Below are 26,062 nucleotides of genomic sequence, written 5' to 3' on the forward strand. Positions count from 1 at the left end.
CGAATTCCCGTTCGAGTCTCGCCGTGAAGAGCGTGCCGCCATGAACGCTATCTCCTCCCGCCAGCAGGACATCCTCTCCCTGGCCCGCGCACAGGGCCGGGTGAGCGTCGACGACCTGTCGCTGCGCTTCGAAGTCTCGCCCCAGACCATCCGCAAGGATCTCAACGACCTCTGCGTGCGCCGGCTGATGTCGCGGGTGCATGGCGGGGCGGTCGTGGTCTCCGGCGTCGAGAACCTCACCTACGAGGCGCGGCGGGCGATGGCGCAGGACGCCAAGCGCGCCATCGGCGATGCCGCCGCGCGGATCGTGCCGAACCGCGCCTCGCTGTTCATCAATATCGGCACCACCACCGAGGAGGTGGCGCGGGCGCTGGGCGACCACGAGGATCTCCTCGTCATCACCAACAACCTCAACGTCGCGACGCTGCTGCACCGCCATCCCCGCATCGAGCTGATCATGGCGGGCGGGCCGGTGCGGCGCGCGGACGGGGCGGTGATCGGCTCGTCGGCGGTCGACTTCATCCGCCAGTTCCGGGTGGATTATGCGGTGATCGGCGCCTCCGCCATCGAGGATGACGGCACGCTGCTCGACTTCGACTACCGCGAGGTGCAGGTCGCTCGCGCCATCATCAACAATGCGCGCCAGGTGATCCTGGTGGCCGACCGCTCGAAGCTCGAGCGGGCGGCGCCGGTGCGGATCGCCCATATGAGCGAGGTCCACACCTTCGTCACCGACCTCGTCTCCTCGCCGGGCCTGCGGGACGTCTGTTCGGCGAACAATGTCGAACTGGTCGAGGTCGGCGCGCGCGGCGAAGAGCCGTTCTGAGGCGCCCCGACGGCGGCCGGGCCGCTACAGCATCTCGAGCGAGCGTTTGCGGGTCGGCCCGGGGAACGCCGCATCGAGCCGCGCGAAATCTTCGGCATCCAGCTTCACGGCCCCCGCCCCGGCATTCTCGCGCATGTGCGCGGGCTTCGACGCCTTGGGGATGGCGATCGTGGCGCCGTCGCGCATCGTCCAGGCGAGCGCCACCTGATAGGGCTTCGCGCCGTGCTTCGCGGCGATCTCGGCCAGCGCACCGGCCTGCTTCAGGCGCCCCTGCTCGACCGGGCTGTAGGCCATGAGCGGCATCTCGTGCTCCTGGTGCCAGGGCACGAGGTCCCATTCCGGCCCGCGCCGGGTGAGGTTGTAGAGGACCTGATTGACGGCGCAGGCCTCGCCACCGGGAGTCTCCCAGAGCTCCTGCATGTCGTCGGTGTCGAAATTGGAGACGCCCCAGTGGCGGATCTTGCCCGCCGACTTGAGATGCTCGAAGCCGATGATGGTCTCCTCCAGCGGCACGCCTCCGCGCCAGTGGAGCAGGTAGAGATCGAGCCGATCCGTCTTCAGCCGCTTCAGGCTGCGCTCGCACGCGGCGACCACGCCGGCGCGCGAGGCATTCTGCGGGTAGACCTTGGAAACAAGGAAGATCTTGTCGCGCAGCCCCGCCAGCGCCTCCCCGAGGAAGCTCTCGCACTGGCCGTCGCCATACATCTCGGCGGTATCGACGAGGCGCAAGCCGAGTTCGATGCCGAGCCGGACCGATTCCGCCTCCTCGGCTCGCGCTCCCGCGCGCTCGCCCATCATCCAGGTTCCGATCCCGAGCGCGGGCACCTTCTCGCCGCCCGGCAGTGTCACATGCTTGGTCATCGTCCGCCGTCTCCCTGGTCGCTGTCCTCCGCGCATGCCACCGCCGCGCGCCGCACGCAAGCATGCTAGTCTTTCCTCAGCACCGCGATTTGCCGACCCGCCCGACGAGGAACCATGCCGCCGTCCGCCGATCTCTCCGCCGCGTCCACGTCCGGCACGGGAGGCGAGAGCGCGCTCGCCGTCCGGCTGGGGGCGGTTATCGTGGCCGCGAGCGGCGACGAACCCAAGGTGCTGGCCGTCCATCGCCGCGCGAGCCAGGGCGAGGCGGCGCGCGATGCGCTGCCCTCCGGCCCGCTGGAGCGCGAGCATCGCACGCTGGAGGCCGGCCTGCGCTCCTGGGTGGAACGGCAGACCGACCAGCAGCTCGGCCATGTCGAGCAGCTCTACACTTTCGGCGACCGCGACCGCAGCGAGACCGACGGCGCCGGTGCCACGCGCGCCCTCTCCGTCGCCTATCTGGCGCTGGTACGCGAGGCGCGCCCGGCCGCCGATGCGGCGTGGGAGAGCTGGTACCGCTACTTCCCCTGGGAGGACTGGCGCGAGGGGCGCCCGGCCGTTCTTTCCCTGATCGAGACCGGTCTGCGCGCCTGGGCGGCCGGCGCGCCGGATGCCCGCACCGGCATCGGTCGCGCCGAGCGGCTCTCGCTCGCCTTCGGCGACCGCGGCGGCTGGGACGAAGAGCGCGTCCTTGAACGCTACGAACTGCTTTACGAAGCCGGCATGGTGGCGGAGGCGCTGCGCGACCGCGGCATCGAGGCGGTTGCGGGCCGGGAGCCCGCCACGTTGCCCGGCGTCGAGATGGCGGTCGATCATCGCCGCATGCTGGCGCTGGCCATCGGCCGGCTGCGTGGCAAGATCAAGTACCGCCCGGTGGTGTTCGAACTGATGCCGCCCGCCTTCACGCTGCTGCAGCTCCAGCGCACGGTGGAGGCGCTGGCCGGCGTGCGGCTGCACAAGCAGAATTTCCGCCGCCTCGTCGAGCAGCAGCGCCTGGTCGAGGAGACCGGCGAGACCAGCGCCGAGACCGGCGGCCGCCCGGCCCGGCTGGTGCGGTTCCGACGCGAGGTGCTGCTGGAACGCCCGGCGCCGGGCGTCCGGCTTCCCACCGCCAGCGGCCGACGGTGAGCGCAGGGCTGCGACGGATACATCCGGGAGTTGCGCCACGATGCTCTCATGCCGATGATGGCAAGGTCGGCGCAACCGGGGAGCACTCATGGGCTACAGCATCATGGTTTTCGAGCCCTCGGCTGCGCCCTCGGACCGGGCGGGCTTCATCGCCTGGTATCAGCGGCAGACCGATTGGCAGCAGGGGCTCGCCTATGACGACCACGAGGCCACGACGCCCCGGTTGCGGGCCTTCTTCCTCGACATGATCAAGACGTTTCCGCCGCTGAACGGGCCGCTGGCCGCCGACGAGCCCGATGACGGCGACCCGCACCTGACCGAGTACAATATCGGCGCCGAATTCATCTACGTCAGCGGCGCCTGGAGTGCGGTGGGTGCCGGGACCGAGCATGCCCTCGACCTCGCAGCGGCGCACGGGCTGGGCGTTTTCGACACGACCTCGGATGAGGTTTCGCTCCCGGCCGCGGGCGGCATGGCGCACGCGTTCAGTACGGCACCCGGCGTGCTCGAAAAGGAGCTCGCACCCTTCCGGAAAGCCGTCGATGCCATCCGGCGGCTGTTCGGCAAGGGCTCATGAGCGGCCGCTTCGCTCCTGGAAGGCACGAAGATGTCGGCAGATGCCCTCACCCTCGAGCAGGCCTACAGGGCCATGTAGCTCTTCCTTGAGCACCAGTGGGAGATCACCGGCCGGCCGGACGAACTCGCCATGCTGCTCGGAAGCATGGCGACATTGGAGGACGGAATGCCCGCCGATCCGGGGGAATGGTCGATCTGGCTCGATGCCGCCGAGGCCGCGCGGACGGGCGACAACCGCCTCATACAGATGCGCCTGTCGCGTGACTGATACGTTTACCCGCCCGTTCACCTGTTGCGGTGCAAACACGGCGGTCAGCCATTCCAACATTGTTCGCGAACATATGATCGTCCCGAACCTCGGGCGATATGGACCCGCCGATTTCCTCCGACTTTATGGAACCCGACACCCGAGTCGGAGTTTTCGCCTTCATGCCGCGCCCCACGCTTTCCCGCCGCCATTTCATCGTCGCCGCTCCACTCGCCCTCGCCGCCTGCACCGCGCGCGGCGATCGGGCGCCCATGGCCCTGATCGATCCCGAGCAGGCCCAGTGGGCGGCCATGTACGGCGCGGTCCAGGACGGGCCGTTCGAGGTGCCGGCGGTTGATATCAGCCAGATCGACCCGCAATTCCTGCGCCGGGAGGTCGCCTACCCGACGCGCGAGCCGGCCGGCACCATCGTGGTGGACCCGAACCAGCGCTTCGCCTGGCTGGTGCTGGGCAATGGACGCGCGATCCGTTACGGCGTCGGCGTCGGGCGCGAGGAGGGGTTCAACTTCCGCGGCGAAGCGACGATCGCGCGCAAGGCGGAATGGCCGCGCTGGACGCCGACGCCCAACATGATCGCCCGCGAGCCCGAGCGCTACGGCCCCTATGCCGGCGGCATGGACGGGGGGCTCGACAATCCGCTGGGGGCGCGCGCACTTTATCTCTACCGCGACGGCCGCGACACCTATTACCGGCTGCACGGCACGGTGGAGCCGACCACCATCGGGACGATGGTCTCGTCGGGGTGCGTGCGCTTCATCAACCAGGACATCATCGATCTGCACCGCCGGGTGCCGACGGGTTCGCGCGTGGTGGTACGCCCCGCCTCGGGCACGCCTGCGGTCTGACGTTCTGCGGCGGGTTCCCGTCGCGCCGACGCCGGTTCGGGTCTGAAGATGGCACCGGCCGCCGCGAGCGGCCCCTTAGCGCCGCGCCAACATCCGCTGGCGGAAGGACGCGGCCGCCAGCCCCCAGACCATCCCCATGATCAGGAAATAGTGCCGCCAGTGGTCGGTATCGATGATGAAGCCTTCCAGGGCGACGCCGAGATAGGTCGACACGGCGGCGATCAGCGGCAGTTGCCAGGGGGTGCGGATCATCAGGGCGCGGAACCCCACGACCAGCGTGGTGAACACCATGCCGAAATAGGCGACGCCGCCGAGCCAGCCATAGGCATAGAGCGAGGCGAGATAGACGTTGTGCGGGTCCAGCCCGTACTCCTTGGCGAACTGCTTGGGACCCAGGCCGTTCGGCAAGCCGAAGATCGCCAGCATGCCCTTGAACTGGTTGTCGAACCGCCCCCCCTCGCCGCCGTCGTAATAGTTCACCAGATTGGCGCGCTGGCTCATCATCTCGGTGATGGTGCCGAAGGACAGCAGCACCATCAGCAGCACCACGAGCACGCCCAGCGCCACCAGCGACGCGACGATGAGGCGGAGCCGGAAGGCCCGATCCGGCGCCGTGACGAACATGCAGGTCAGCATGACCAACGCCGAGGCAACGAAATGGCCCCAGGCGCCGCGCGAGAAGCTGAGGAAGAGACCGAGCAGGATACCGAGCAGCGCGATGTAGTCCCACGCCTTCATGTCCCGGCAGAAGAACCGCTGGATCAGCAGCAGCAACGGCAGGATCAGGAAGGGGCCGAAGACGTTCGGATCCTTGAAGAAGCCGGTGGCGCGGTCGGTCCGCCAGAACAGCGGCTGCAGTGAAGGGAACACATTGAAGAAGGTCACCACGCCGATGACCGAGCCGATGAAGGCGGCCAGGACATAGGCCCGGCGCAGGATGACGACGCGCCGCTCGGTATCCTCGCCGAGGATGAGGGCGAAGAGCAGCGCCGCCCAGCCCATGTAGATCGAGATGAAGTAATAGGTGATCGCGCTGGTGTCGCTGGCGGCGTTGGTGGCCGAGATCGCCCCGCCGAACGCCCATATCGCGAAAAGCGCGATCAAGGGCGCGTAGATCGGGTAGATCCGCACGCCGCTGCACAGTGCCACCACCGTAAGCGGCAGCAGGATGACATCGTAGGGTGCCGGCTCGATGGAGACGACGAAGCTGCTCGCGATGGCGAGGAAGAGCAGCCCGTCGACGAGTCGCTGAAAGGTGAGGACGTTCCGCCGCGCCCCGGCATTGCCGGTCAGCGCGGCCTTGTCGGCCATGCTCACGCGTCCTCCTGCGGTTTCTGGCGACATGCCCGCCGGCACGACCCGCTCGCCCTCCCTCTTCCTTAACGCATTCAACCTAACGGTTTCCTGCGCCGTCGTCGTGCCGGCCGCCGCACCCGGACGGGGAGCGGGGCGTGGACGCGTTCACGATGCGAAAAGAGCTGCTCCTGTAGTTCTAGGTCGAAGCCGCACCCGTCGCTCCCCGATGGGCGGCCGGTCGCCCGTTTCGAGGAGGAACTGCCGCGCCATGGCCAAAGCGCCATCGAACTATCTCGCGCCCGTGCAGGTCCTGCGTTTCCTCGCGGCGGCAATGGTGCTGTTCGGCCATGCGCAGCACGAAGCGGTGGAGATGGGCGTCGTGAGAGCGGGATCCTCGTTCGGTTTCAATCCGTTCGAGTGGGGCAGCGGCGTCGACATCTTCTTCATCGTCAGCGGCTTCATCATGTACTACCTCTGCCACGACGCGTTCGGGAAGCCGGGCGAGGCGCGCCGCTTCTTCCTGCGCCGCCTGGTCCGGCTGGTGCCGACCTACTGGTTCTTCACGGCGCTGATGCTGGTCGCGACCCTGCTCTTTGCCAGCCAGCTCGCCCATCCCGAGATCGACCTGGCGCACCTTGCCGCCTCGCTGTTCTTCATTCCCTGGCCCAATCCGCAGGGCGCGACCGTGCCGTTCCTGATCCTGGGCTGGACGCTGAACTACGAGGTGCTGTTCTACGCCGTGTTCGGCCTGTGCCTGCTGCTGCCCGCGCGCGCGGGACTTGCCGTGCTCGTCGGGCTGTTCGGCCTCGCCGCGCTGCTGCACGGCTCGGTGCCGGCGCAGCACTGGATGATGGCGTTCTGGACCGATCCGATCATCCTCGAATTTCTGTTCGGCATCGGCCTCGCCGCCGCCTATCTCGCGGGATGGCGGGTGTCGGGCCCGGCGGCCGTGGCGCTGGCGCTGGCGGGCTTCGCCGCGCTCGCGCTGCTCTACGCCCTCGGCTGGCAGGCACGCGATCTGCGCTTCCTCTGGGCCGGCGTGCCGGCGCTGATGATCGCCGCCGCCTTCGCCCTGCAACGGGAGACGCAGGTGCGGGGGCGCGGGGAAGCGCTGCTCGTGCTGTGTGGCAATGCCTCCTATTCGCTCTACCTCTCGCACCCCTTCACCATCAACGCGATCGGTCTCGTGTGGCGCAAGCTCGGCCTCGCCATGCCCTGGGCCTTCGTGGCGGCCGTTTGCCTCGCGTCGATCGCGGCGTCGGTCGTCGTCTATGTCCTCATCGAGAAGCCGCTGGTCGACGGGCTCGGGCGGAAGCTGAACACGCGCTGGCGGCCGGCGGCGCGCCCGACCTGAGAAGCCGGGACGCGGGGCTCCCGAGCGGTCTTGCCGTCAGTTGCCGGCGAAGGCGCGGCGCCGATACAGGGTCCAGCAGGGCGTGAGCACCTCGGCGGTGAAGTGGCCCGCCAGAACCGGGGCGAAGGAGGCCATCAGATCGACCGGATCCCCCGGCCGCTGGTAGAGCCCGCAGGTCGGCACGAAGACCGCGTCGACATCGGCGAGGTAGCGCAGCGCCTCGGCCTCCGTCATCGGCATCACCGTGCGGCCCGGATCGAGCACGATCTTGAGCCCGCGCGGTGCCGGCGCCTGAAGAGCGAGGCCGAACAGGTCGACGAAGGCGAGCGTCGTGACCTTGCCGAGATTGACGCCGCCGGCGCCCAGCGCCGCCAGCGCGTCGCCCGCTGCCTTCCACTGCGCCAGTTGCACGAAATAGTCGTTCGGATCGAGCACGCTGGTGCCGGACGCCGCGATGGCACCCATCACCGGCGCAGCCTCGGCGTAGAGCCGGGCCCGGGCTTCCGCGGTCGCTGCGCGCCGCTCCGGCACGCCGATGTCGGGCAGAAGACGGGTCGCCCAGTCCGGCGAGACCGGTGCACCCTCCTGACGCAGGAGATTGCCGAGCCCCTTGTACAGAACGGTGCCGGCGAAGACGCCGCCAATTGCCAGCGCCACGCCGCCGGCGAGCAGCATCCGCGCCGCCACAAACCGCGAATGCGGCGACGTCGCCAGCAGGGTCGGCGCGAAGAGAAGGCCCAGTGCGCCGGCCAGCGCATGGCCGCCCGTGCTCTGGCTCTCGGCCAGGATCAGCATCGCCAGCGCGGCCGCCATGGCGAGCGGCGTGCGCAGCGCAGCGGCCCAGCCCGCCTTTTGCCGGTCGGCCAGGGCCGCGAGCACCAGAACCCCGACGAAGCCGCCGACAGCGAGGCAGGCTGCGAGGTTCTTCAGCATGAACGACACGGCGAGATAGCCCATCCGGCCGCCATTGATCGCCGACATGGCGCGCAGATCGGCGACATAGGCGCTCACCATGCCGGTGGTGACCTCGATTCCCCCCAGCACCGCCAGCGTCAGCAGCGCGCCGACGATTCCCGGCCGCCGCCAGCGCGGATCGAAGAGGAACAGCACGGCCAGCGGCGCGGCGACGACACCGAGATAGACGACCTTCAGGCCCAGCGCGAACAGGGCGGCATAGGCGAGCAGGACGCCCATCCCTCGGCTTGCCGGATCGGCGCGGAACAGGAAGGCGAGATAGGCCAGCGAGAAGGCGGCGCCGAAGCGGTTGTAGCTCGCATAGAAATCGGTCGTCGCCCCGCCCGGACCGATGGTGTTGAACGGCAGCAGCGCCGCCATGCCGACGAGCCCGACCAGCAGCAGTGCGCCCAGCGGGGGCAGTCGGCGCCCTGCGGCGAGCAGCAGGGGCACCAGCAGCACGAAGGCCAGCAGATGCATGCCGATGAAGGGAGGAATGGGGGCAAGCCCGATCTCGGCGAGCCGGTAGAGCCCGAGGGTCAGCGCGCCGATCGGCACCGAGAAATCGACATGCGGGATCTGGCCCGCCGCGATCCGGCGCGCGCCGTCGGCCAGAAACAGGGCATCGGACGGCGCCGCGCCCCCCGTCATGCGCGCGCTGACCAGCCATGCGAGTGCGCAGGCCGCGATCAGGAGCGCGCTCGCGGCGAGCGCGGCGATCATACCGGCACGCGCCGAATTCGCCTGAGGCGCCGCCGCCGCGGGCTCCGTCGATGCGCTCATGGATGTTCCTCCTGCCACGACAGCTTAGGCCGCAATCTCCTACCGAAGCCTTTTGCCGGCCGCAGATACTCCACCACCGCATCGCGGCGATCCTTGCGGCCCGGTAAAGCTCGGAATGGCGATTTCCCACGGCTTCGGGACCGGTTTGTTCATTTTCCGTGGGCATGATGACGCCTGAGCGTACCGTCGCGGCGGACGCACCGATACCTGCCCGCACCTCGATGAACGAGGCTACCATGCCCGAAGCTGACATGGCCGACCGTCACACGCCGGAGTTCGCGAGCGATCGGATGGGCGTGGCGGCAACTCCCGCCGATAGCGCGGCCGCACCGCTGCCGCTGGTGGTCGATCTCGACGGAACGCTGGTGCGTTCCGACCTGCTGGTCGAGAGCGCCTTCGCCTATCTGGGTGCCAATCCCCTGCGGGTCTTCCGGCTCCCCGGCTTGCTCTCCCAGGGGAAGGCCGTACTGAAGGCCGCCATCGCTGCGCAGACCCCGCTCGACGTGACCGACCTGCCCTATGACGAGCGTGTCCTCGCGCTCATGGCCGCGGCGCGCGAAGGCGGCGTCAAGGTCTACATCGCCTCGGCCAGCAACGAGCGTTATGTCGCGGCCGTCGCCGCTCATGTCGGCGCCGAGGGTTGGTTCGCCTCGACCGACACCGAAAACCTCTCCGCCCACGCCAAGGCGCGCCGGCTGGTCGAGACGTTCGGCGCGAAGGGCTTCGACTACATCGGCAACGACCGGGCGGACCTGCCGGTCTGGGCCGTGGCCCGCCGGTGCCTCGCGGTACACCCGTCGGCGTCGGTACGCCGCGCCCTCGCGGCCACCGGCGCCGACGTGCAGGTCGTCGAACCGCCCGGCGGGCAGGCGAAGGCCTGGATCAAGCTGATCCGCGTCCACCAGTGGGCCAAGAACGCTCTGGTCTTCGTGCCGCTGCTGGCCTCGCACCAGTTCAGCCCGGGATCGGTGCTGGATGCGCTAGGTGCCTTCTTCGCCTTCTCCTTCGCGGCCTCCTCGATCTACATCCTCAACGATCTCGTCGACATCGACGCCGACCGCAAGCATCCCTCCAAGCGCCGCCGCCCGCTCGCGGCGGGCACCGTGCCGATCCTCTCCGCGCTGCCGGTGATGCTGCTGCTGGTGGTCGCCGCGCTTGGGATCGCGCTGGCCATCACGCCGCTCTTCGCCCTCGTCCTGTTCGGCTATCTGGTGCTGACGACGGCCTACACCTTCGTGCTCAAGCGCAAGATGCTGGTCGACATCGTGGTTCTGGCGACGCTCTACACCATCCGCGTCATCGGCGGCGCCGCGGCGATCTCGGTCGCGCCGTCAGAATGGCTGCTCGCCTTCTCGATGTTCATCTTCACCTCGCTGGCGCTGATCAAGAGGTATATCGAGCTCGCCGCGCGGGTCGATGCCGATCTGCCCGATCCCACCAACCGCAACTACCGCAAGTCCGACCTCGACATCGTCGCCGCGCTCGCCGCCGCAGCGGGCTTCAACGCGGTGACGGTCTTCGCGCTCTACGTGTCGTCCGACACGGTGGCGAAGCTCTATCGGCATCCGGGCCTGCTCTGGCTGGTGTGCCCGATCCTGATGTACTGGCTCGGGCGCGCGCTGTTCCAGGCGCATCGCCGGGTGATGGACGACGACCCGATCATCTACGCCATCCGCGACTGGAACAGCCTGCTCGCCGGGGTGCTGATCGGCGCGATCATGCTGCTCGCGGCATAGGAGAGCCCGTCGCGGGCGTGAGAGGATGAGATGAAGGCCGCCACCATCGCGATGATCGTCGCCAGCGTCGCCCTGACTTCCCTGGCGCAGGTCGCCCTGAAGTTCGGCATGACCGATCGCCAGATCCAGCAACTGATCGCGGCGAAGGATTATGCCGGGCTGCTCTGGTCGGTGGCCACCTCGCTGCCGGTCATTGCCGGCCTTGCCCTGTTCGCCTCCAGCGTCGCGCTGTGGCTGGCGGTGCTGGCGTCGGTGCCGCTGTCCATCGCCTATCCCTTCGTCGCGCTGGGCATCTGCCTGACGACGGCAGCCGGCGCGCTGATCTTCCAGGAGCCGGTATCCGCGCTGAAGCTCGCCGGGATCGCGCTGATCGTCAGCGGCATCGTCTGCGTCTCGCTCAGCGGTTCGCGCTGACCGCCCCAACAGTTCCCGAGCGCGAGCGTCCGGCGCGATGCGACGTGGGCGCCGAAGTTCTGCTATGTGCTGGCGCCATGGTCATCCAGCATTCCCAACCGCCGTCCCAGGCGGCGCTGCCGGTCGAGGCGGTTCTGCCGGACCTGCTCGCGGCGCTGCGCGCCGGCAGCACGGCCGTGCTCGTGGCGCCGCCCGGCGCCGGCAAGACGACCCGCGTGCCGCTCGCTCTGCTCACCGAACCGTGGGGGGCGGGGGGTCGCATCCTCGTCCTGGAGCCGCGTCGGCTCGCGGCCCGGGCTGCCGCGGCCCGCATGGCCGCGACGCTGGGCGAGACCGTCGGGGAGACGGTCGGCTACCGGGTGCGGCTCGGCTCGCGGGTCGGTCCCCGCACCCGCATCGAGGTGATCACCGAGGGCATCTTCACCCGCATGGTGCTGGACGATCCCGAATTGTCGGGCGTCGCCGCGGTGCTGTTCGACGAATTCCACGAGCGCAGCCTCGACGCCGATCTCGGCCTTGCGCTGGCGCTCGACGCGCAATCCGGGCTGCGGCCCGACCTCAGGCTCATCGTCATGTCGGCGACGCTCGACGGCGCGCGGGTGGCGGGGCTGATGGGCGGCGCTCCGGTGGTCGAGAGCGTCGGCCGCGCCTTTCCGGTCGAAACCCTCTATGCCGGCCGGGAGGCGCGCGCACCGATCGAGCGCCAGATGGCCGATGCGATCCTGCGCGCGCTCCTGAGCGAGACGGGTTCGATACTCGCCTTCCTGCCGGGCGGGCGCGAGATCCGCCGCACCGAAACGCTACTGCGGGATACCATCCGGGACGAGCGGATCGACATCGCCCCGCTGCACGGGATGCTCGACGCCCGCGAGCAGGACCGCGCCGTGAGCCCCGCGCCGCCGGGCCGGCGCAAGGTGGTGCTGGCCACCTCGATCGCGGAAAGCAGCCTGACCATCGAGGGCGTGCGCATCGTGGTCGATTCAGGGCTGGCCCGCGTGCCGCGCTTCGAGCCGGGGGTGGGGCTGACGCGGCTCGAGATGGTGCGGGTGTCGCGCGCCAGCGCCGACCAGCGGCGCGGTCGCGCGGGCCGCACCGAGCCCGGCGTCTGCATCCGGCTCTGGTCGGAGGGCGAGACGGCGAGCCTGCCGCCCTTCGCGACGCCGGAGATCCTCGCTGCCGACCTGTCCGGCCTTGTGCTCGACCTCGCGGTGTGGGGCGTTCACGACCCCGGCACGCTGCGCTTCCTCGACCCGCCTCCCGGCCCGTCCGTGACCGAGGCAAGAGCGTTGCTGCGCCTTCTCGGGGCACTCGATGGGGACGACCGCCCGACCGGGATGGGCATCGCGATGGCCCGATTGCCGCTGGCGCCACGGCTCGCGCGGATGGTGTTCGAGGGGGCGCGACGCGGAGCAGGTCCGCTCGCCGCCGAGATCGCCGCCGTGGTGACCGAGCGGGGGTTGGGGGGCGACGACGTCGATCTGGCCCATCGCCTCGACGGCTTCCGGCGCGACCGCTCGCCGCGCGGAGGCGAGGCCCGGCGGCTGGCCGAGCGCTGGACCCGCGAGGCCGGCGCGGACGGCGAGAAGACCGATACGACGCGTCCGTCGGCACCGGCCGCATTGCTGGCGCTCGCCTATCCCGACCGCATCGCGCGGGCGCGCGGCGACGGGCGCCGCTTCGTAATGGCGAACGGGCGCGGCGCCGCGCTCGATCCCGCCTCCCCGCTCGCCCGCGCCCGCTATCTCGCCATTGCCGAAACCACCGGGACCGCCGAGGAGGCCCGCATCACGCTCGCCGCGGAGCTTGGCGAAGCCGAACTGCTGGCCGATTTCGGGGCGGCGATCGCGGACGGGACGGAAGTCGTCTTCGATGCCGCCGCAGGCGCGGTGCGCGCGCGCCAGGTGCGCCGGTTCGGGGCGCTCGTCCTGGCCGAGAGGCCCGCTGCGCTCACGCCGGACCTGACCACGGCGCGCATGCTGGCGAGCGCCGCCGTGGCGCGCGGGCTCGACCGGCTTCCGTGGAGCGCTTCCCAGCGGCAATGGCTCGACCGGGCCCGCTTCCTCGCCGCCGCCGCACCCGACCTCTGGCCGGACCTGTCGGAGGCGCAGATCGCGGCTACGGCCGAGACGTGGCTCGCACCGGCACTCGGCGCCCGCACGACGCTCGCCGCCATCGATGCCGAGGCGTTGGGACAGGCGCTGACCGCCCTCTTACCGTGGGACCTCGCCCGGCGCATGGACGCCGAGGCCCCCACCCATTTCGAGGCGCCGACCGGATCGCGGCTGCCCATCGACTATGCCGCCGAGGGAGGGCCCACGCTTGCCGTCAGGGTGCAGGAACTGTTCGGCCTCGACCGCCATCCCTCCGTCGCCGGCGGGCGCATTCCGCTCGTGCTGTCGCTGCTGTCGCCCGCCCACCGACCGATCCAGACGACGCGGGACCTGCCGACCTTCTGGCAGGGGTCGTGGCGGGATGTGCGGGCCGACATGCGCGGGCGCTATCCGCGGCATTTCTGGCCGGAGGATCCCGCGCGGGCATTACCGACCAACCGCGCCAAACCGCGCGGCACCTGATACCCGGGGCATTGATCACCGCGACGAAACCCCGCAAGCTTCCGTCATGACCGCGCGTATCGGAACCGTCCGCTCGATCGCAGGCTCTGCCGTTCTCGTGCTGGCCTGCCTGCTGGCCCAGGCCGGGATCGGCCGGGCGGGAACGACCGGCAATCCCGTATCCATGGATGTGGGGATGTCGGTTCCCGGATCACCGGGAACGACCGCGCTCGACCTGCTCCGCCAGATTCTGCCGGATCTCGTCCTTGAGGCGGGCAAGGCGAGCGGAACGCTGCCGGAGCACCTGCGGTCTCTGACGAGGCCCGAGCCGGGTGAACGCGCCTCGCAATCCGTGGCGGTCAGTGCCGTGCAGGCCCTGCACTTCGATGCGGAGGGTCACGAGATGCTCGCCATCCTCGCCGACCTCGGTTCGGACGAAGACGAGGCCCGGACGCTTTTGGCCGTATTCGAGCCGCGCCCCGCGCCACGGCTCGTCGATGCGGCGGCGCTGGAAATGGATCGGTTTACCGGTTTCAGCGAACCCGCCCGCCTCGATATCGGGCGACGCGATCAGGCGCTGGTTATCCGCAGCGAGCATTTCAATTCCAGCCAGAGCTATGTCACCACGGCGCTGGTGTTCCTGCGCAAGGGACACCTCGAGATGGTCGACACGTTCTTCACCTTCGGCACGCGCTATTGCGGCTGGGAGGAAGCGCAGACCCTCGGCTTCGGCACCCGGCCGGCCGCGCCCGGATCCCCCTACCGGAGCATTGTCGCCCGGGTGACCGACCGGCGGACATCGACCGAGCCAGCCTGCGAGGGCGAGCGTCGGCCAAAGCCGTTCCGGCGCGTCGTCGAGACGAGCTATCGCTGGGACGCGCGGCTCGCCCGCTTCCGGCCGCGCTCGGATGCCCTGAAGGGTCTGGAAGCCGCAGCGGAACAACGCTTCTGAGCGGCGGGGTCCGCGTCAGGTCGAGGGAGCATCGGGCGCGTCACCCGGCCCCGAGAGAAGCGTGGCGATCCAGCGGGTCTGCGGGTACTGCTCGCAGATGGTCAGGAAGGCGATGGTCAGCGGCACACCGATGAAGGCGCCGGGGATGCCCCACAGGAAGCTCCAGAAGAACACCGAGAGCAGCACGAGGAACGGCGAGATCGAGAGTGTCGCGCCGGCCAGCCGGGGCTCGAGATAGCTGCCGATGTAGAACTGGATGGCGCCGAGCCCGAGAAAAACGAAGACGACCATCTGCCAGGATTCGAACTGGATGATGGCCAGCAGCGCGGGCAGCACCATGGCGACGGCCGGGCCGAGGAACGGAATATAGTTCAGCGCGAAGGCGATCACCCCCCAGGCGGTGGCGAGTTCCAGCCCCACGAACAGGGTGAATACCCAGATCGTCACGCCGGTCAGAACGCTCGCCACCGTGCGGATCAGCATGTAGCGGCGGAACTTCGCCGAGATGCGCGCGATGGATTCGGACAGGTTCCGCCCGCCGCCGTCCTTGCCCATCCGCTCCAGCCGCGCCTTGAAGGAGGGCACCTCCAATATGCCGAGCGTGGTGAAGATGAAGACCAGCAGCGAGAAGCCGATCAGATAGTTGACCCGCAAGGCGATCTCCTGGAACACCCGCACCAGCCACATCACGTTGAAGGTCTCGACAAAGATGCCGACGACGAAGATGCCGTGCTCTTCCAGCCATTGCGTCGAGGACAGGTAGATCGCCTGGAAGCGGGCGGTGTTGGCGAAGGCCCAATGGCCGATCTGCCCCAGCCCCCAGGCGATCAAACCGCCGAGCCCGGCGATGACGACGATGGTCAGCAGCAGCGTGACGGGCAGCGCCGCGAAGCGCGAGACCCGCGTCTCCAGCATCTTCTGCATCGGCCAGACGATCGCGATCGCGAACAGCGCAAAGGCCGCGGGCGCGAAGATCGAGCGGGTGAAATAGAGCCCGGCAGCGATGACGATGGCCGCACAGACGACGAGCAGCACGCTGCCGGCCGGCTTCGATGCTGCCGCGGACTCCTGGGTAATCACACGCCGTTCTCCTTCGATGGCGATGTTCTGCAGAACGAGCCGTCCCGATCGAACGTCTGCGGGCGGCCGGGCGCGGGTCTAGGGCGCCGGGGCGGGCGCCATCGCGGCTTCCACGCGGGAGAGCAGGTAGGGATAGAACGGGTTCGACGACATGCGCAGCAGCGAATCGAGATTGACGATCAGAGAGCCGCGCTCACCCCGGGCCGCGATATTGCCGAGTTGGATGCCGAACTCCTCGGTGGAATCCGGCTGCAATCCATACAATTCATCGGATACCGGGAACGGCAATGCGACGTGCGACAGCGAGAAGACGCCCAGCGGGTAGGAGAACCCGAGGTCGCGGGTCTCCTCGCTGGTCGCGCCCGCCGGCGTGACCCGTGCCACCATCGCGCCGGTATCCGGCCCGGCATTGGTGACGATGGTGGTGCCGTAGCGACGGGGCGCCGGCGGCAGCAGCCGGTTCACCGCCGTGGTCGCGCGGGTGGAGAACAGCAGGCCGATCTTGGTGCCGCGGTTGAGGTCGAACAGCACGAGTTCGCTGCCGTTGTCCGGCAGGCGGTTGTACAGCGCGCGGATGACGGCCCGCGTGCTCACGGTGAAATCGAGCACCGACTGGAAGGTCATCACCGGCGGCAGGCCGGCGAGCCGGTCCTCGCGCTCATGCCGGACGATCTTCGCCTGCAGGGCCTGCGTGAGCTGGAAGGACTGGCGCGCGCCGTTGACCGGAAAGGAGTTGTACTTGAAGGGATTGAATTCCGGCAGGATGGAGAGCCACGCGGCCTTGGCGAAGGCCGGGAAGAAGGCCGGCCATCCGGCGACCCCGGCGAAACGGGCGAAGGCGGTGATGCCGACCATCGGCGAGATGAGTATCAGGCGGTCCGGACGGGCAAGCTGCTTATCCTCCAGCGCCTCCATCGCGTACATCATCGCCAGCGCACCGCCATTTGAGAAGCCGACGATGTGCAGCGGAAGGGGCGCGGGAACCTGCTGGCGCGCCTCGCGCACGGCAAGGCGGGTGGCGGCCAGCCATTCCTCCCAGGTCACGTCGGTGAGCCCGCCGGGCACCGTGCCGTGCCCGGGCAGGCGGATGGCGACGGCGACAAAGCCCTGGTCGCGGTAGCGCCGGGCGATGTGGCGGAGGCTGTAGGGGGAATCGGTCAGCCCGTGCAGAAAAACGGCGACGCCTTTCGGCGGGCCGTCTGGCCGCAACTCGTAGGACCGATTCCAGTCCTGCGCAAAATGCCCCGGATAGACCGGGCTGCCGTCGAAGTAGCGGTTGACCGGCACGCGCTCGCTGGCATCGAGCCTCTCGGTCACTTCGGCGCGGACCCCGGCGAAGGCCGCGTCTTCCGCCTTGAGGTAGTCGCCCCAGCCGCCGCGATCGAGATCGGCGATGCTCATCTCCTCGGGCACATAGGTGTGCCACAGCTCCAGCGGCAGGCCGCGCTGGGTATCGTAGATCCGCACGCCGAGGAAGGTCAGCAGGCAGGCGGTCGCGATGATCGCTGTCCATTTGACGATCTTCAGCAAGCAGGCGCGCATCAGGCTGTTCCCTTCGCATTCGGGCACGGCGGCTGCGGGATCAGCGCACGCCGCCGCCCGCCGCCGCCCGCCGCCATGCCGATGGCGGCGGGCTGTAACGCGGTAGCGGAGTTTGATCCTGCCGGCAACCTTCAGGGCCGGCGTCCGGCCACGCGCAGCGGCTGGGGAGGAAACGCTATACGGCGCGCGCCGCCTTGGCTTCGCGGCGGCGGGCGGTGAGGATGAACTCGGTATAGCCGTTGGGCTGGGTGCGGCCCGCGAAGACGAGGTCGCGCGCCGCCCTGAAGGCGATGCCGTCGAACTCGGGCGCCATCGGCCTGTAGAGCGGATCGTCGGCGTTCTGCCGGTCGACCACCACCGCCATGCGCTTGAGCGTCGCCTCGACCTCGGCCGGCGTGACGATGCCGTGCAGCAGCCAGTTGGCGACATGCTGGCTGGAGATCCGCAGCGTGGCGCGGTCCTCCATCAGGCCGACGTCGTGGATGTCCGGCACCTTGGAGCAACCGATGCCCTGGTCGATCCAGCGTACGACATAGCCAAGGATGCCCTGAATGTTGTTGTCCAGTTCCTGCTGCACCTCGACCGGGTCCCAGTTGCCGCGATCGACCACGGGAAGCGCCAGCAACGCCCGGCGCGAGGCGCGCTGGCGATGGCGCAGCTCCGCCTGCCGGGCGACGACGTCGACCGCGTGATAGTGCAGCGCGTGCAGGGTGGCGGCGGTCGGCGAGGGCACCCAGGCGGTGTTGGCGCCAGCGCGCGGATGGGCAACCTTCTGCGCCAGCATGTCGGCCATGCGGTCGGGTGCCGCCCACATCCCCTTGCCGATCTGGCCGTGGCCGTCGAGGCCGACGGCGAGGCCGACATCGACATTGTTGTCCTCATAGGCGGGCAGCCAGGCGGCGGCCTTCATCTCGCCCTTGCGCACCACCGGGCCGGCCTCGATGTCGGTGTGGATCTCGTCGCCGGTGCGGTCGAGGAAGCCGGTATTGATGAACACGACGCGCTCGCGTGCCGGATAGATCGAGGCGGCGAGGTTGGCGCTGGTGCGCCGCTCCTCGTCCATGATGCCGATCTTCAGCGTGTTGGGCGGCAGCCCGAGCAGCGCCTCGACGCGGGCGAACAATTCGACCGCGAAGGCGACCTCCTGCGGCCCGTGCAGCTTGGGCTTGACGATATAGATCGATCCGGCCCGGCTGTTGCGCAGCGCGCCGTTGCCCTTAAGGTCGTGGATGGCGATCAGCGCGGTGATGGCGGCATCGACCAGCGTCTCGGGCACCTCCCCGCCGTCGGGGCCGCGCACGATGTCGGTCATCATGTGGTGGCCGACATTGCGCACCAGCAGCAGGCTGCGCCCGTGCAGGATGCGGGTGCCCCCGTCCGGGGCGGTGTAGACCCGGTCCGGCTCAAGCCGCCGCTCGATGGTCGAGGCGCCTTTGGCGACGCGGGCCGAGAGGGTGCCGAGCATCAGCCCCAGCCAGTTGCGGTAGACGTCGACCTTGTCCGGCGCATCCACCGCCGCGACGCTGTCCTCGCAGTCGACGATGGTGGTGATCGCCGCCTCGATGACGACGTCGGCGATGCCAGCGGCATCGGTACGGCCGACGCGATGGGCGCGGTCGATCCGCAGCTCGATGTGCAGGCCGTTATGGGTGAGCAGCACCGCAGAGGGGCCGGCCGCCTCGCCGGCATAGCCCACGAACCGGGCGGGATCGGCGAGCGCGGCGATGGAGCCATCCTTCAGCGTCACGCGCAGCGTGCCATCGGCGACCGCATAGCCGGCGGCATCGGCATGGCTGGCGCCGGCCAGCGGCGCGGCCTCGTCGAGGAAGGCGCGGGCATAGGCCACCACACGGGCGGCGCGCACCGGATTGAAGCCGTTGGCGCGGCTGGCGCCGTCGTCCTCGGGCAGGGCGTCCGTGCCGTAGAGCGCATCGTAGAGGCTACCCCAGCGGGCATTGGCGGCGTTTAGCGCATAGCGCGCATTGGTCACCGGCACGACCAGCTGCGGCCCGGCGATGCGGGCGATCTCGTCGTCGACGCCGTCGGTCGTTACCCGGAACGGCGCCGGCTCCGGCTCGAGATAGCCGATCCCGGCGAGGAAGGTCTCGTAGGCGTCCTGGTCCCAAGGCTGGCCGCGATGGGCGCGGTGCCAGTCGTCGATCCGCGCCTGCAGCGCGTCGCGGTGATCGAGCAGCGCCCGGTTGCGCGGGCCGAGGTCGGCGAGCAGCGCCGCGAGCCCGGTCCAGAACGCCGCCGGCTCCACGCCGGTGCCCGGGATGGCTTCGCCGTTCACGAAATCATAGAGGCCCGCGTCGACCTTGATGCCGGCGATGTCGATGAAGGTCATGGCGCTCGATCTCCTTGGCGTCACGGCGCCGCACAAATGTGCGGCAACCCGCCGCACCTCTGAGGTCGCTGATTTCGTAGGAGAATTTTGTTAAATGACCACCCCGACGAAAGACGTACGCTGCAGCGCAATGGCTGCATCGCACATATTTTGCCGCCATCAGGCGCGGCGGCGCAGCATCAGGCCGCCGAGAACAAGGAAGCCTGCGGCGATGGAGAGCGGCAGCGCCTGCGGGCCGAACAGGTCGATGGCGGCCCCGATCGGGGTCGAACCGAGTATCGAGCCCGCCGAATAAGCCATGGCAAAACCGGTCGAGACCGTCGCCAGCCGGGAACCGCGATAATCCTGACCGATCAGGATGACACCGAGCGTGTAGAGCCCCGAGATCACGCCACCGGCCAGGAACAGCACCGCGACGCGCAGCACCGGCATCTCCATCACGAACGGCAGGGCGAGCATGGTGGCGATGGCAAGGACGGTGCACAGGTTCATCGTCCTCGCCCGCCCCCACCGATCCGCCAGCCAGCCCAGCACCGCCACCAGCACCGCTTCGCCGAGGCTGAAGACGGCGACGAGGTAGGAAGCATTGGCGTCGTCGAGGCCATAGGCGAGCCCATAGAGCGGCAGCAGGCTCTGCAGCGCCGTCTCGCCAACGCCGGCCAGGAAGCCGAAAGCGATCAGGGCTCCGGCGAGGTGCAGGGCGAGCTTCAGCCCCTTGAGGTCGCCCAGGTCCTCCTCTTCCGCCGCGCCGATCGCGGAGGGAACGGCGAGGACCACCGCGACGCCGACCGCGAGCGGGACGATGGCGGCGATGATCGGCAGTGCGCCCGTGACGCCGGTCACGCCCAGCACCAGCGGTCCGGCGAACTGGCAGGCGGCGTAGAGCGTACCCGAAGCGCCGATAATGCGGCCGCGATGGCGATCCTCGACGACGCCGTTCAACCAGATCTCGGTGGTCGTCCAGAGCGTCGAGAAGCATGTGCCCATCACGAAGCGGGCCACGAACCAGACGATCAGATCGTCGCTCACGAGGAGGGCGGCGAAGGAGAGCAGGGAAATGATGAACTGCCCGGCCACCACCGCCTTCAGCCCGACCGTATCGATGAGCCGCGGCAGGAACGGGCCGAGCAGGAAGATGCCGGCCCCGGCCAGCGAGGCGTTCAGCCCGATGAGCCAGTTGGCCAGCCCGAGTTTCTCGAGCGCGAGCGAGAAGAAGGGATAGGTGTAGCCATAGAGCAGCGCCTCGATCGCGATGAGGAAGAGGACGCCGCCGACACGCCAGTACCGCATGAAGCCCGCCATGTCAGATGATGCAGCGCGGCTCAGGACACCAGCAAGGGATCTCCTCGCTCACCAGATTGAAGGTCCTGTAGTCGGCGAGGATCTCCTCGCCGGCAGCAATGGCACGGGCGGCGTACACGTAGAGTTGGTCGACCACGCGCGCATTGGCGCGGCAATTGTGGTTGAGGAAGTCGACCCCGTCGGGCTCGCCAGTCGGCAGCAGATAGAGCAGTTGGTCGCCCTCGATGCGCAGATGCACCGACTGACGCCAGAAGAAGCTGTCGGTGCCGCGTTGGGCCTCGAGTTCAGTGATGTCGGCCACCCGCGCCGCGCCGTCGAAGAAGCCGAGCAGCGTCCCTTCGGCGATCACCGTGCGCGCATAGATGGACTTATGGTCGGCACGGATGGTGCGGACCTCGACGAGGTCGAAATTGGTGTAGCTCATCGCGCCCGTTCACTCGACGAAGATGCCGCCGCTCTGACCCTCACGGCCGATGACGGCCTCGCCGCCGTCGAACAGGGCGGCAAGCCATGTATCGCACAGCCGCCGGCAATAGATGATCGGCATCTCGTGGCTGTGCATCTGCTTGCGCCGCTCGGCAAAGACCGGGTCATTGTGGGGCGCATACCATGACAGCCCATCCTCCGACAGGCGGACCGTGCGCGAGGGACAGGCCGAGCGCTTGCCATAGCCGGTGATGGTGTTCGCCGACATCTGGTTCCAGGTCTGGATGCTGGTCTCGAACAGATGCTCGCAGCGTTCACGCGAGCCGATCTCGTGGGGCGCGCATTTGTAAAGGCGCCGCGCTTGATCCTGGACAAGGAGGGCAAAGGCGAAGGCATCGGAGGTGATGTTGATCGCCGTGAAAGGCGTGCTGAGCGACGGATCGTAGAGTTCATCCGCCTCATTGCCGGCATTGCGGCAGAATGCGACCGGAAAGAAGCTGAACGTCACCGGGCGATCGAGAACGGGGCAGACGGTCTCGATCGGAATGGCGATCGTCTCGCCGTCGACCACCCGGGCCGGATCGTCGCACAATCCGGCCTCGAACAGAGTGACACCCAGCGCCGTCAATTCGTCGGTCGAGTTGGCGAAGGCGCGGCCGCCATCGTCGAGTATCGCCAGCAGGCCGGTACGGCGATGCCCGTGCACGGCGGCACGGAACGAATCGAGTTCACCGGCGAGATCGCGACCGTTCTGGATTACCGCGACGTGGTAGCGGCCGAAGCGGAATTCCCGCTTTCCGGCGGAGCAGAGGAGGTCCTGTTGCACCCAGGACCGCATGTTGTCGCTGCCGGAATGGAACGGACACGCGGCCACATTTTCGCCAAACTCGTTGAAAGTCGCCGCCTTGATACGCTCCGACGACACGACGAAACTCCAAAATTTATACAATGAACACAATACTTTATGGACCAACTTGAAGTGCGAATCAACTTGCCCGAAAAATCCGACTCCCAAGGCTGGCGAAGTGATTGCAACTGAAAACGGATTTACCGATCCCTAAAATCTGCCTCAAATCGCGACAGTCGACTGAAACGTGATCCGCGCGATATGTGTGGTGCTGCCGGCGCTGCGGCAGAAGTGGAGACGATGGACCGCCACCTCATTCGACAGATAACGGCCTGCCTGGCCGCAGGCGTGATCGTCACATTCCTCACCGTCGCGCTGACGGCGCTGTGGATGGCCTCGCGCCACGACGAACAGGCGGCGCAGGCGACCCAGACGATGGTCGGGGGTGGGCTCGACACCGCCCGCCACAGGCTGGAGGCACTGACCAACGACTATGCCTGGTGGGAAGAAGCGTTCGAGGCGTATGGACGGGGCGATCGCGAGTGGATCGACGCCAATGTCGGCACCGGCATCACCGGGACCGGCATCGCCGACGGGCTGGCGATCGTCTCGCCGGCAGGCACCATCGATTATGGCTGGGCGGCCAATGAGGAAGGCGGCAAGGTCGAGGACATGGTCACGCCGGCGCTGCTGGGACAGGTTGTGGCGCTGACCCGCGATGCGCCGATCGACCGGCTGGCGGCGCGTACCACTTTTTCCCGCAATGCGGATGGCGTGATGATCGTGGGAGCCGCACGGGTGACGCCGGTGTCGAGGGCCGACACCGTCGACCCCGCCACGCTCCCGTTGCTGGTGATGGTTCAGTACCTCAACGAGCAGCGGATCGGTGAACTCGGGGCGAGCTTTCTCATTCCCGACCTTCACCTCGTCGACAAGCCCGAAGCGGATTCCGACAGCCTGGTGATCAAGGACGCCTCCAACCGTCCCATCGCCGCTCTGAGCTGGACTCCCCCCCGGCCGGGCCAGAGGCTGCTGCGGCAGGCTTTCCTGCCGCTCTCCGCCGCACTGCTGGTCTTCAGCATCATGATGCTGGTGATCGTCGCACGCGCCCGCACCATGGCGGTCGCGCTGTCGTTGAGCGAAAAGCGTGCGATCGCCGCCGCGCGCCGCGACCCGTTGACGGAACTCACCAACCGCGTCGGCTTCGGCGAATTGCTGGCCTCGCCCGCCTGCCGCGAGGCCGCGCGCTCCGGCGCCCTCGCCGTTGTCTATCTCGACATCAACGGCTTCAAGGCGGTGAACGACTCGATCGGGCATCACGGCGGCGACGAACTCATCCGCGCGGTGACGGCGCGGTTTCGGAGCGTGGTACCGGCGAACGCCCACCTCTCCCGGGTGGGCGGGGACGAGTTCGCCATCCTGCTCTACGGGCCGGCGGCGGCGGACGTGGCCCATGTCGCCGGTGCCGTTGCTGCTTCGATGGAACGAGCGTTCACCGTCGCCGGAATGGAGTTCCACGTGACCTGCGCCATCGGCTACGCGGTGGCGACGGACGCCGATCAGGATCCCGACGAATTGATACGCCAGGCCGATATGGCGATGTATCGCGCCAAGTCGGCCTCGTTGCGGGAACCGCTGGCTTTCGACCCCTCGATGGAGACAGGCTCCCTCGAGAAGAAGCGCTTCGAGGATCGCCTGCGGCGGGCGCTCCATGAGGGCGAGCTCAGCGTGGTCTACCAGCCGATCGTGCGGGCCTCGGACCTCTCCGTGGCGGGGCTGGAAGCGCTGATCCGCTGGCATTCGCCGACGCACGGCTCGGTATCGCCGGCCGAACTGATCGCTGTGGCCGAGGAAACGGGCCTCATTCGCGAGATCGGCGATTTCGTCGTCAGGCGCATCTGCGAGGATCTGCCCCGCTGGCCGACTCTGCGCATCGCCGTGAACGTCTCACCACTGCAGTTGCGCGATCCCGACTACGTTCCGAACTTCGTCGCACTGCTGGAGCGCGGGGGCGCGCGCCCCGACCAGATCGAGGTGGAACTGACGGAGGGGGTCCTGATCGGCGATCCCGCCTCCGCCGCCCGCAAGCTCGCCGAACTGCGCGCGATGGGCGTGACCATCTCGCTCGACGATTTCGGCACCGGCTTCTCCTCGATCGGCTACCTCCGCACCTTCCCGATCGACCGCGTGAAGATCGATCGTTCCTTCACGCAGGATATCGGCCGCGACCCGGAAGCGACCACGATGATCCATGCGCTGGTCTCGCTGTCGGATTCGATGAAACTGTCGGTGGTCGTCGAGGGCGTGGAGACCGAGGAGCAGCTCAGGCTGCTGCGCCTCTCCTCCTGCGAGTTCGTGCAGGGCTTCTACGTGCACCGCCCTGCCTCGGCGGACGTGATCGCCGAGTTCATCCGTCACGCCGCAGCCGTTGCTCCCGATACCGACCCGGTCGGGCCACAGCCGGACACATGGAGCGCCCGGCGCGCGTGAGGCCTCCTGCTGAACGGGATCAGGCGGGAATCTCGCTGCCGTCCTGCGCCCAACGGGTATGGAACTTGCCGTGACGGTCGAGGCGGCCATAAGTGTGGGCGCCGAAATAGTCGCGCAGCCCCTGCAGCAGGTTGGCCGGGCCGCGGCTGCGCCGCAGACCATCGAAATAGGACAGCGCAGAGCCGAACGCGGGCACCGGCACGCCCTGCGCCACGGCCTCCGCGACGACACGCCGCCAGTTGGGCTCCGCCGCGAGCACGGCATCCCGGAAATACGGCTCGAGCAGCAGGTTGCCGACCGGCTGCCCAGCGCCATAGGCGTCGCGGATGCGATTGAGGAACCGCGCCCGGATGATGCAGCCGCCCCGCCAGATCGTGGCGAGGTCACCGAGCTTCAAGTCCCAGCCGAATTGCACGGAAGCGGTCGCCAATTCCTCGAACCCCTGCGCGTAGGCCACGATCTTGGAGGCATAGAGCCCGTCGCGGATTGCCGCCACGTCCTCCGCGCTGGCGGGGCGCAGGGCCTTCGGCGCGCGGGCGAAAACGCTCTCGGCAGCGATCCGCTGTGCACGCCGGCTCGACAGCGTGCGGGCGAACACCGCTTCGGTGATGGCGGTCAGCGGCACGCCGAGGTCGAGTGCCGACTTCGCCGTCCACATGCCGGTGCCCTTCTGCTCGGCCTCGTCGGTGATGACGTCGACCAGCGCGCCACCGCCCGCGTCGCGCTTGCGCAGCACCACGGCCGTGCTCTCGATCAGGTAGGAATCGAGTTCGCCGCGATTCCACTCGGCGAAAATGTCGGCGATCGCATCGGCGGACAGTCCGTGGACCGTCTTCAGCAGGTCATAGGCTTCGGCGATGAGCTGCATGTCGGCATATTCGATGCCGTTATGGACCATCTTCACGTAGTGGCCCGCCCCTTCCGGCCCGATGAAGGTGCAGCACGGCACTCCATCCACCTGCGCCGCCATGCGGGTGAACAGGGGCTCGACGCGGGCATAGGCCTCGCGCTCGCCACCGGGCATCATGCTGGGGCCGGTCAGCGCGCCCTCCTCGCCGCCCGACACGCCGACACCGAGGAAGCGCAGTCCCTTGGCCGCCAGATCGTGGAAGCGCCGGCTGGTGTCGGTGAACAGCGAGTTGCCGCCGTCGATGACGATGTCGCCGGCCTCGAGATGCGGTTCGAGTTCGGCGATCACCGCGTCGACCGGTGCGCCGGCTTTGACCATGATCATGATCGCACGAGGTCGCGCGAGCGACGCGACGAACTCGGCGATGGTGGTGGAGGCGATGAACCGCCCCTCGCCGGCATAGTTCGCCATGAACTCGGCGGTGCGCGCTCCGTTGCGGTTATGAACGGCAACGGTAAAGCCCTTTCCGGCAGCGTTACGGGCGAGGTTGGCGCCCATGGTGGCGAGTCCGAAGATACCAATATCCGCGAGTTGAGGCATGGCAGACCTTCTTGGGTACAGGAGGGACGGTCGGAC

21 protein-coding genes are annotated in these 26,062 nt (G+C 68.6%); 11 read left to right on the top strand and 10 right to left on the bottom strand.

What is annotated here, in order from left to right; all coding sequences use genetic code 11:
- Positions 1-40 precede the first annotated feature (40 nt).
- On the top strand, positions 41-826 hold the full coding sequence (locus tag ACEUEL_RS14125) for a DeoR/GlpR family DNA-binding transcription regulator (protein WP_405706367.1): 786 nt from the start codon (positions 41-43) through the stop codon (positions 824-826).
- Between the two features lie 24 nt (positions 827-850).
- Here ACEUEL_RS14125 and ACEUEL_RS14130 read toward each other — a convergent pair whose 3' ends face one another.
- A complete protein-coding gene (locus tag ACEUEL_RS14130; protein WP_405706370.1) occupies positions 851-1,687 on the bottom strand; it encodes an aldo/keto reductase in 837 nt (278 codons plus the stop codon).
- A 114-nt stretch (positions 1,688-1,801) separates the two neighbouring features.
- Here ACEUEL_RS14130 and ACEUEL_RS14135 point away from each other — a divergent pair, with 114 nt between their 5' ends.
- The 4 genes from ACEUEL_RS14135 to ACEUEL_RS14150 all read left to right on the top strand — a co-directional run bounded on the left by ACEUEL_RS14135 (position 1,802) and on the right by ACEUEL_RS14150 (position 4,501).
- Positions 1,802-2,812: an NUDIX hydrolase gene (locus tag ACEUEL_RS14135; RefSeq protein WP_405706372.1), complete on the top strand. Its 1,011-nt coding sequence runs from the start codon at positions 1,802-1,804 to the stop codon at positions 2,810-2,812.
- Positions 2,813-2,900: 88 nt separating this feature from the next.
- A complete protein-coding gene (locus ACEUEL_RS14140) occupies positions 2,901-3,389 on the top strand; it encodes a hypothetical protein (RefSeq protein WP_405706375.1) in 489 nt (162 codons plus the stop codon).
- A 129-nt stretch (positions 3,390-3,518) separates the two neighbouring features.
- Positions 3,519-3,656, top strand: a complete 138-nt coding sequence (locus tag ACEUEL_RS14145) for a hypothetical protein (protein WP_405706377.1) — start codon at positions 3,519-3,521, stop codon at positions 3,654-3,656.
- Between the two features lie 161 nt (positions 3,657-3,817).
- Positions 3,818-4,501 (top strand): L,D-transpeptidase, encoded by a 684-nt coding sequence (locus ACEUEL_RS14150; protein ID WP_405706380.1) that lies wholly within the window; start codon positions 3,818-3,820, stop codon positions 4,499-4,501.
- A gap of 75 nt (positions 4,502-4,576) precedes the next feature.
- Here the strand turns inward: ACEUEL_RS14150 and ACEUEL_RS14155 are convergent, their stop codons facing one another.
- The gene (locus ACEUEL_RS14155) at positions 4,577-5,812 is read right to left on the bottom strand and encodes an O-antigen ligase domain-containing protein (protein WP_405706383.1); all 1,236 of its coding nucleotides are present in this window, start codon (positions 5,810-5,812) and stop codon (positions 4,577-4,579) included.
- A 253-nt stretch (positions 5,813-6,065) separates the two neighbouring features.
- Between ACEUEL_RS14155 and ACEUEL_RS14160 the strand changes: the two genes are divergently transcribed.
- Entirely contained in the window at positions 6,066-7,151 is a 1,086-nt protein-coding gene (locus ACEUEL_RS14160; RefSeq protein WP_405706386.1) for an acyltransferase family protein, read from the top strand.
- A 36-nt stretch (positions 7,152-7,187) separates the two neighbouring features.
- On the opposite strand, the gene ACEUEL_RS14165 is transcribed toward ACEUEL_RS14160, so the two are convergent.
- Positions 7,188-8,888: a hypothetical protein gene (locus ACEUEL_RS14165; RefSeq protein ID WP_405706389.1), complete on the bottom strand. Its 1,701-nt coding sequence runs from the start codon at positions 8,886-8,888 to the stop codon at positions 7,188-7,190.
- A gap of 236 nt (positions 8,889-9,124) precedes the next feature.
- On the opposite strand from ACEUEL_RS14165, the gene ACEUEL_RS14170 reads away from it, so the two are divergent.
- From ACEUEL_RS14170 to ACEUEL_RS14185, 4 genes are all read left to right on the top strand, one after another.
- Positions 9,125-10,624, top strand: a complete 1,500-nt coding sequence (locus tag ACEUEL_RS14170) for a UbiA family prenyltransferase (RefSeq protein WP_405706391.1) — start codon at positions 9,125-9,127, stop codon at positions 10,622-10,624.
- A 30-nt stretch (positions 10,625-10,654) separates the two neighbouring features.
- Positions 10,655-11,038 carry an SMR family transporter gene (locus tag ACEUEL_RS14175; protein WP_405706394.1) on the top strand — a complete coding sequence of 128 codons (384 nt, stop codon included), beginning with the start codon at positions 10,655-10,657 and terminating at the stop codon, positions 11,036-11,038.
- A 77-nt stretch (positions 11,039-11,115) separates the two neighbouring features.
- Entirely contained in the window at positions 11,116-13,611 is a 2,496-nt protein-coding gene (gene hrpB, locus ACEUEL_RS14180; RefSeq protein WP_405706397.1) for an ATP-dependent helicase HrpB, read from the top strand.
- A gap of 46 nt (positions 13,612-13,657) precedes the next feature.
- Complete coding sequence (locus tag ACEUEL_RS14185; RefSeq protein WP_405706400.1) at positions 13,658-14,542, top strand: hypothetical protein; 885 nt, start codon at positions 13,658-13,660, stop codon at positions 14,540-14,542.
- 15 nt (positions 14,543-14,557) lie between these two features.
- Here ACEUEL_RS14185 and ACEUEL_RS14190 read toward each other — a convergent pair whose 3' ends face one another.
- The 6 genes from ACEUEL_RS14190 to ACEUEL_RS14215 all read right to left on the bottom strand — a co-directional run bounded on the left by ACEUEL_RS14190 (position 14,558) and on the right by ACEUEL_RS14215 (position 22,254).
- A complete protein-coding gene (locus ACEUEL_RS14190; protein ID WP_405706403.1) occupies positions 14,558-15,622 on the bottom strand; it encodes an AI-2E family transporter in 1,065 nt (354 codons plus the stop codon).
- A gap of 78 nt (positions 15,623-15,700) precedes the next feature.
- Positions 15,701-17,164, bottom strand: coding sequence for an alpha/beta hydrolase (locus ACEUEL_RS14195; RefSeq protein ID WP_405706405.1), 1,464 nt, complete (start codon positions 17,162-17,164; stop codon positions 15,701-15,703).
- A 175-nt stretch (positions 17,165-17,339) separates the two neighbouring features.
- Positions 17,340-19,511: a malate synthase G gene (locus ACEUEL_RS14200; RefSeq protein WP_405706408.1), complete on the bottom strand. Its 2,172-nt coding sequence runs from the start codon at positions 19,509-19,511 to the stop codon at positions 17,340-17,342.
- A gap of 159 nt (positions 19,512-19,670) precedes the next feature.
- A complete protein-coding gene (locus tag ACEUEL_RS14205) occupies positions 19,671-20,801 on the bottom strand; it encodes an MFS transporter (protein WP_405706411.1) in 1,131 nt (376 codons plus the stop codon).
- A 13-nt stretch (positions 20,802-20,814) separates the two neighbouring features.
- Complete coding sequence (locus tag ACEUEL_RS14210) at positions 20,815-21,237, bottom strand: SET domain-containing protein (protein WP_405706414.1); 423 nt, start codon at positions 21,235-21,237, stop codon at positions 20,815-20,817.
- Positions 21,238-21,246: 9 nt separating this feature from the next.
- Positions 21,247-22,254 (bottom strand): hypothetical protein, encoded by a 1,008-nt coding sequence (locus tag ACEUEL_RS14215; RefSeq protein ID WP_405706417.1) that lies wholly within the window; start codon positions 22,252-22,254, stop codon positions 21,247-21,249.
- Between the two features lie 180 nt (positions 22,255-22,434).
- On the opposite strand from ACEUEL_RS14215, the gene ACEUEL_RS14220 reads away from it, so the two are divergent.
- Positions 22,435-24,576, top strand: coding sequence for a putative bifunctional diguanylate cyclase/phosphodiesterase (locus ACEUEL_RS14220; RefSeq protein WP_405706420.1), 2,142 nt, complete (start codon positions 22,435-22,437; stop codon positions 24,574-24,576).
- Between the two features lie 19 nt (positions 24,577-24,595).
- On the opposite strand, the gene gndA is transcribed toward ACEUEL_RS14220, so the two are convergent.
- On the bottom strand, positions 24,596-26,026 hold the full coding sequence (gene gndA / locus ACEUEL_RS14225; protein ID WP_405706423.1) for an NADP-dependent phosphogluconate dehydrogenase: 1,431 nt from the start codon (positions 26,024-26,026) through the stop codon (positions 24,596-24,598).
- Positions 26,027-26,062 lie beyond the last annotated feature (36 nt).

The sequence above is a fragment of the Ancylobacter terrae genome (genome assembly GCF_045108345.1).
In the GTDB taxonomy this organism is placed as follows: Bacteria; Pseudomonadota; Alphaproteobacteria; order Rhizobiales; family Xanthobacteraceae; genus Ancylobacter.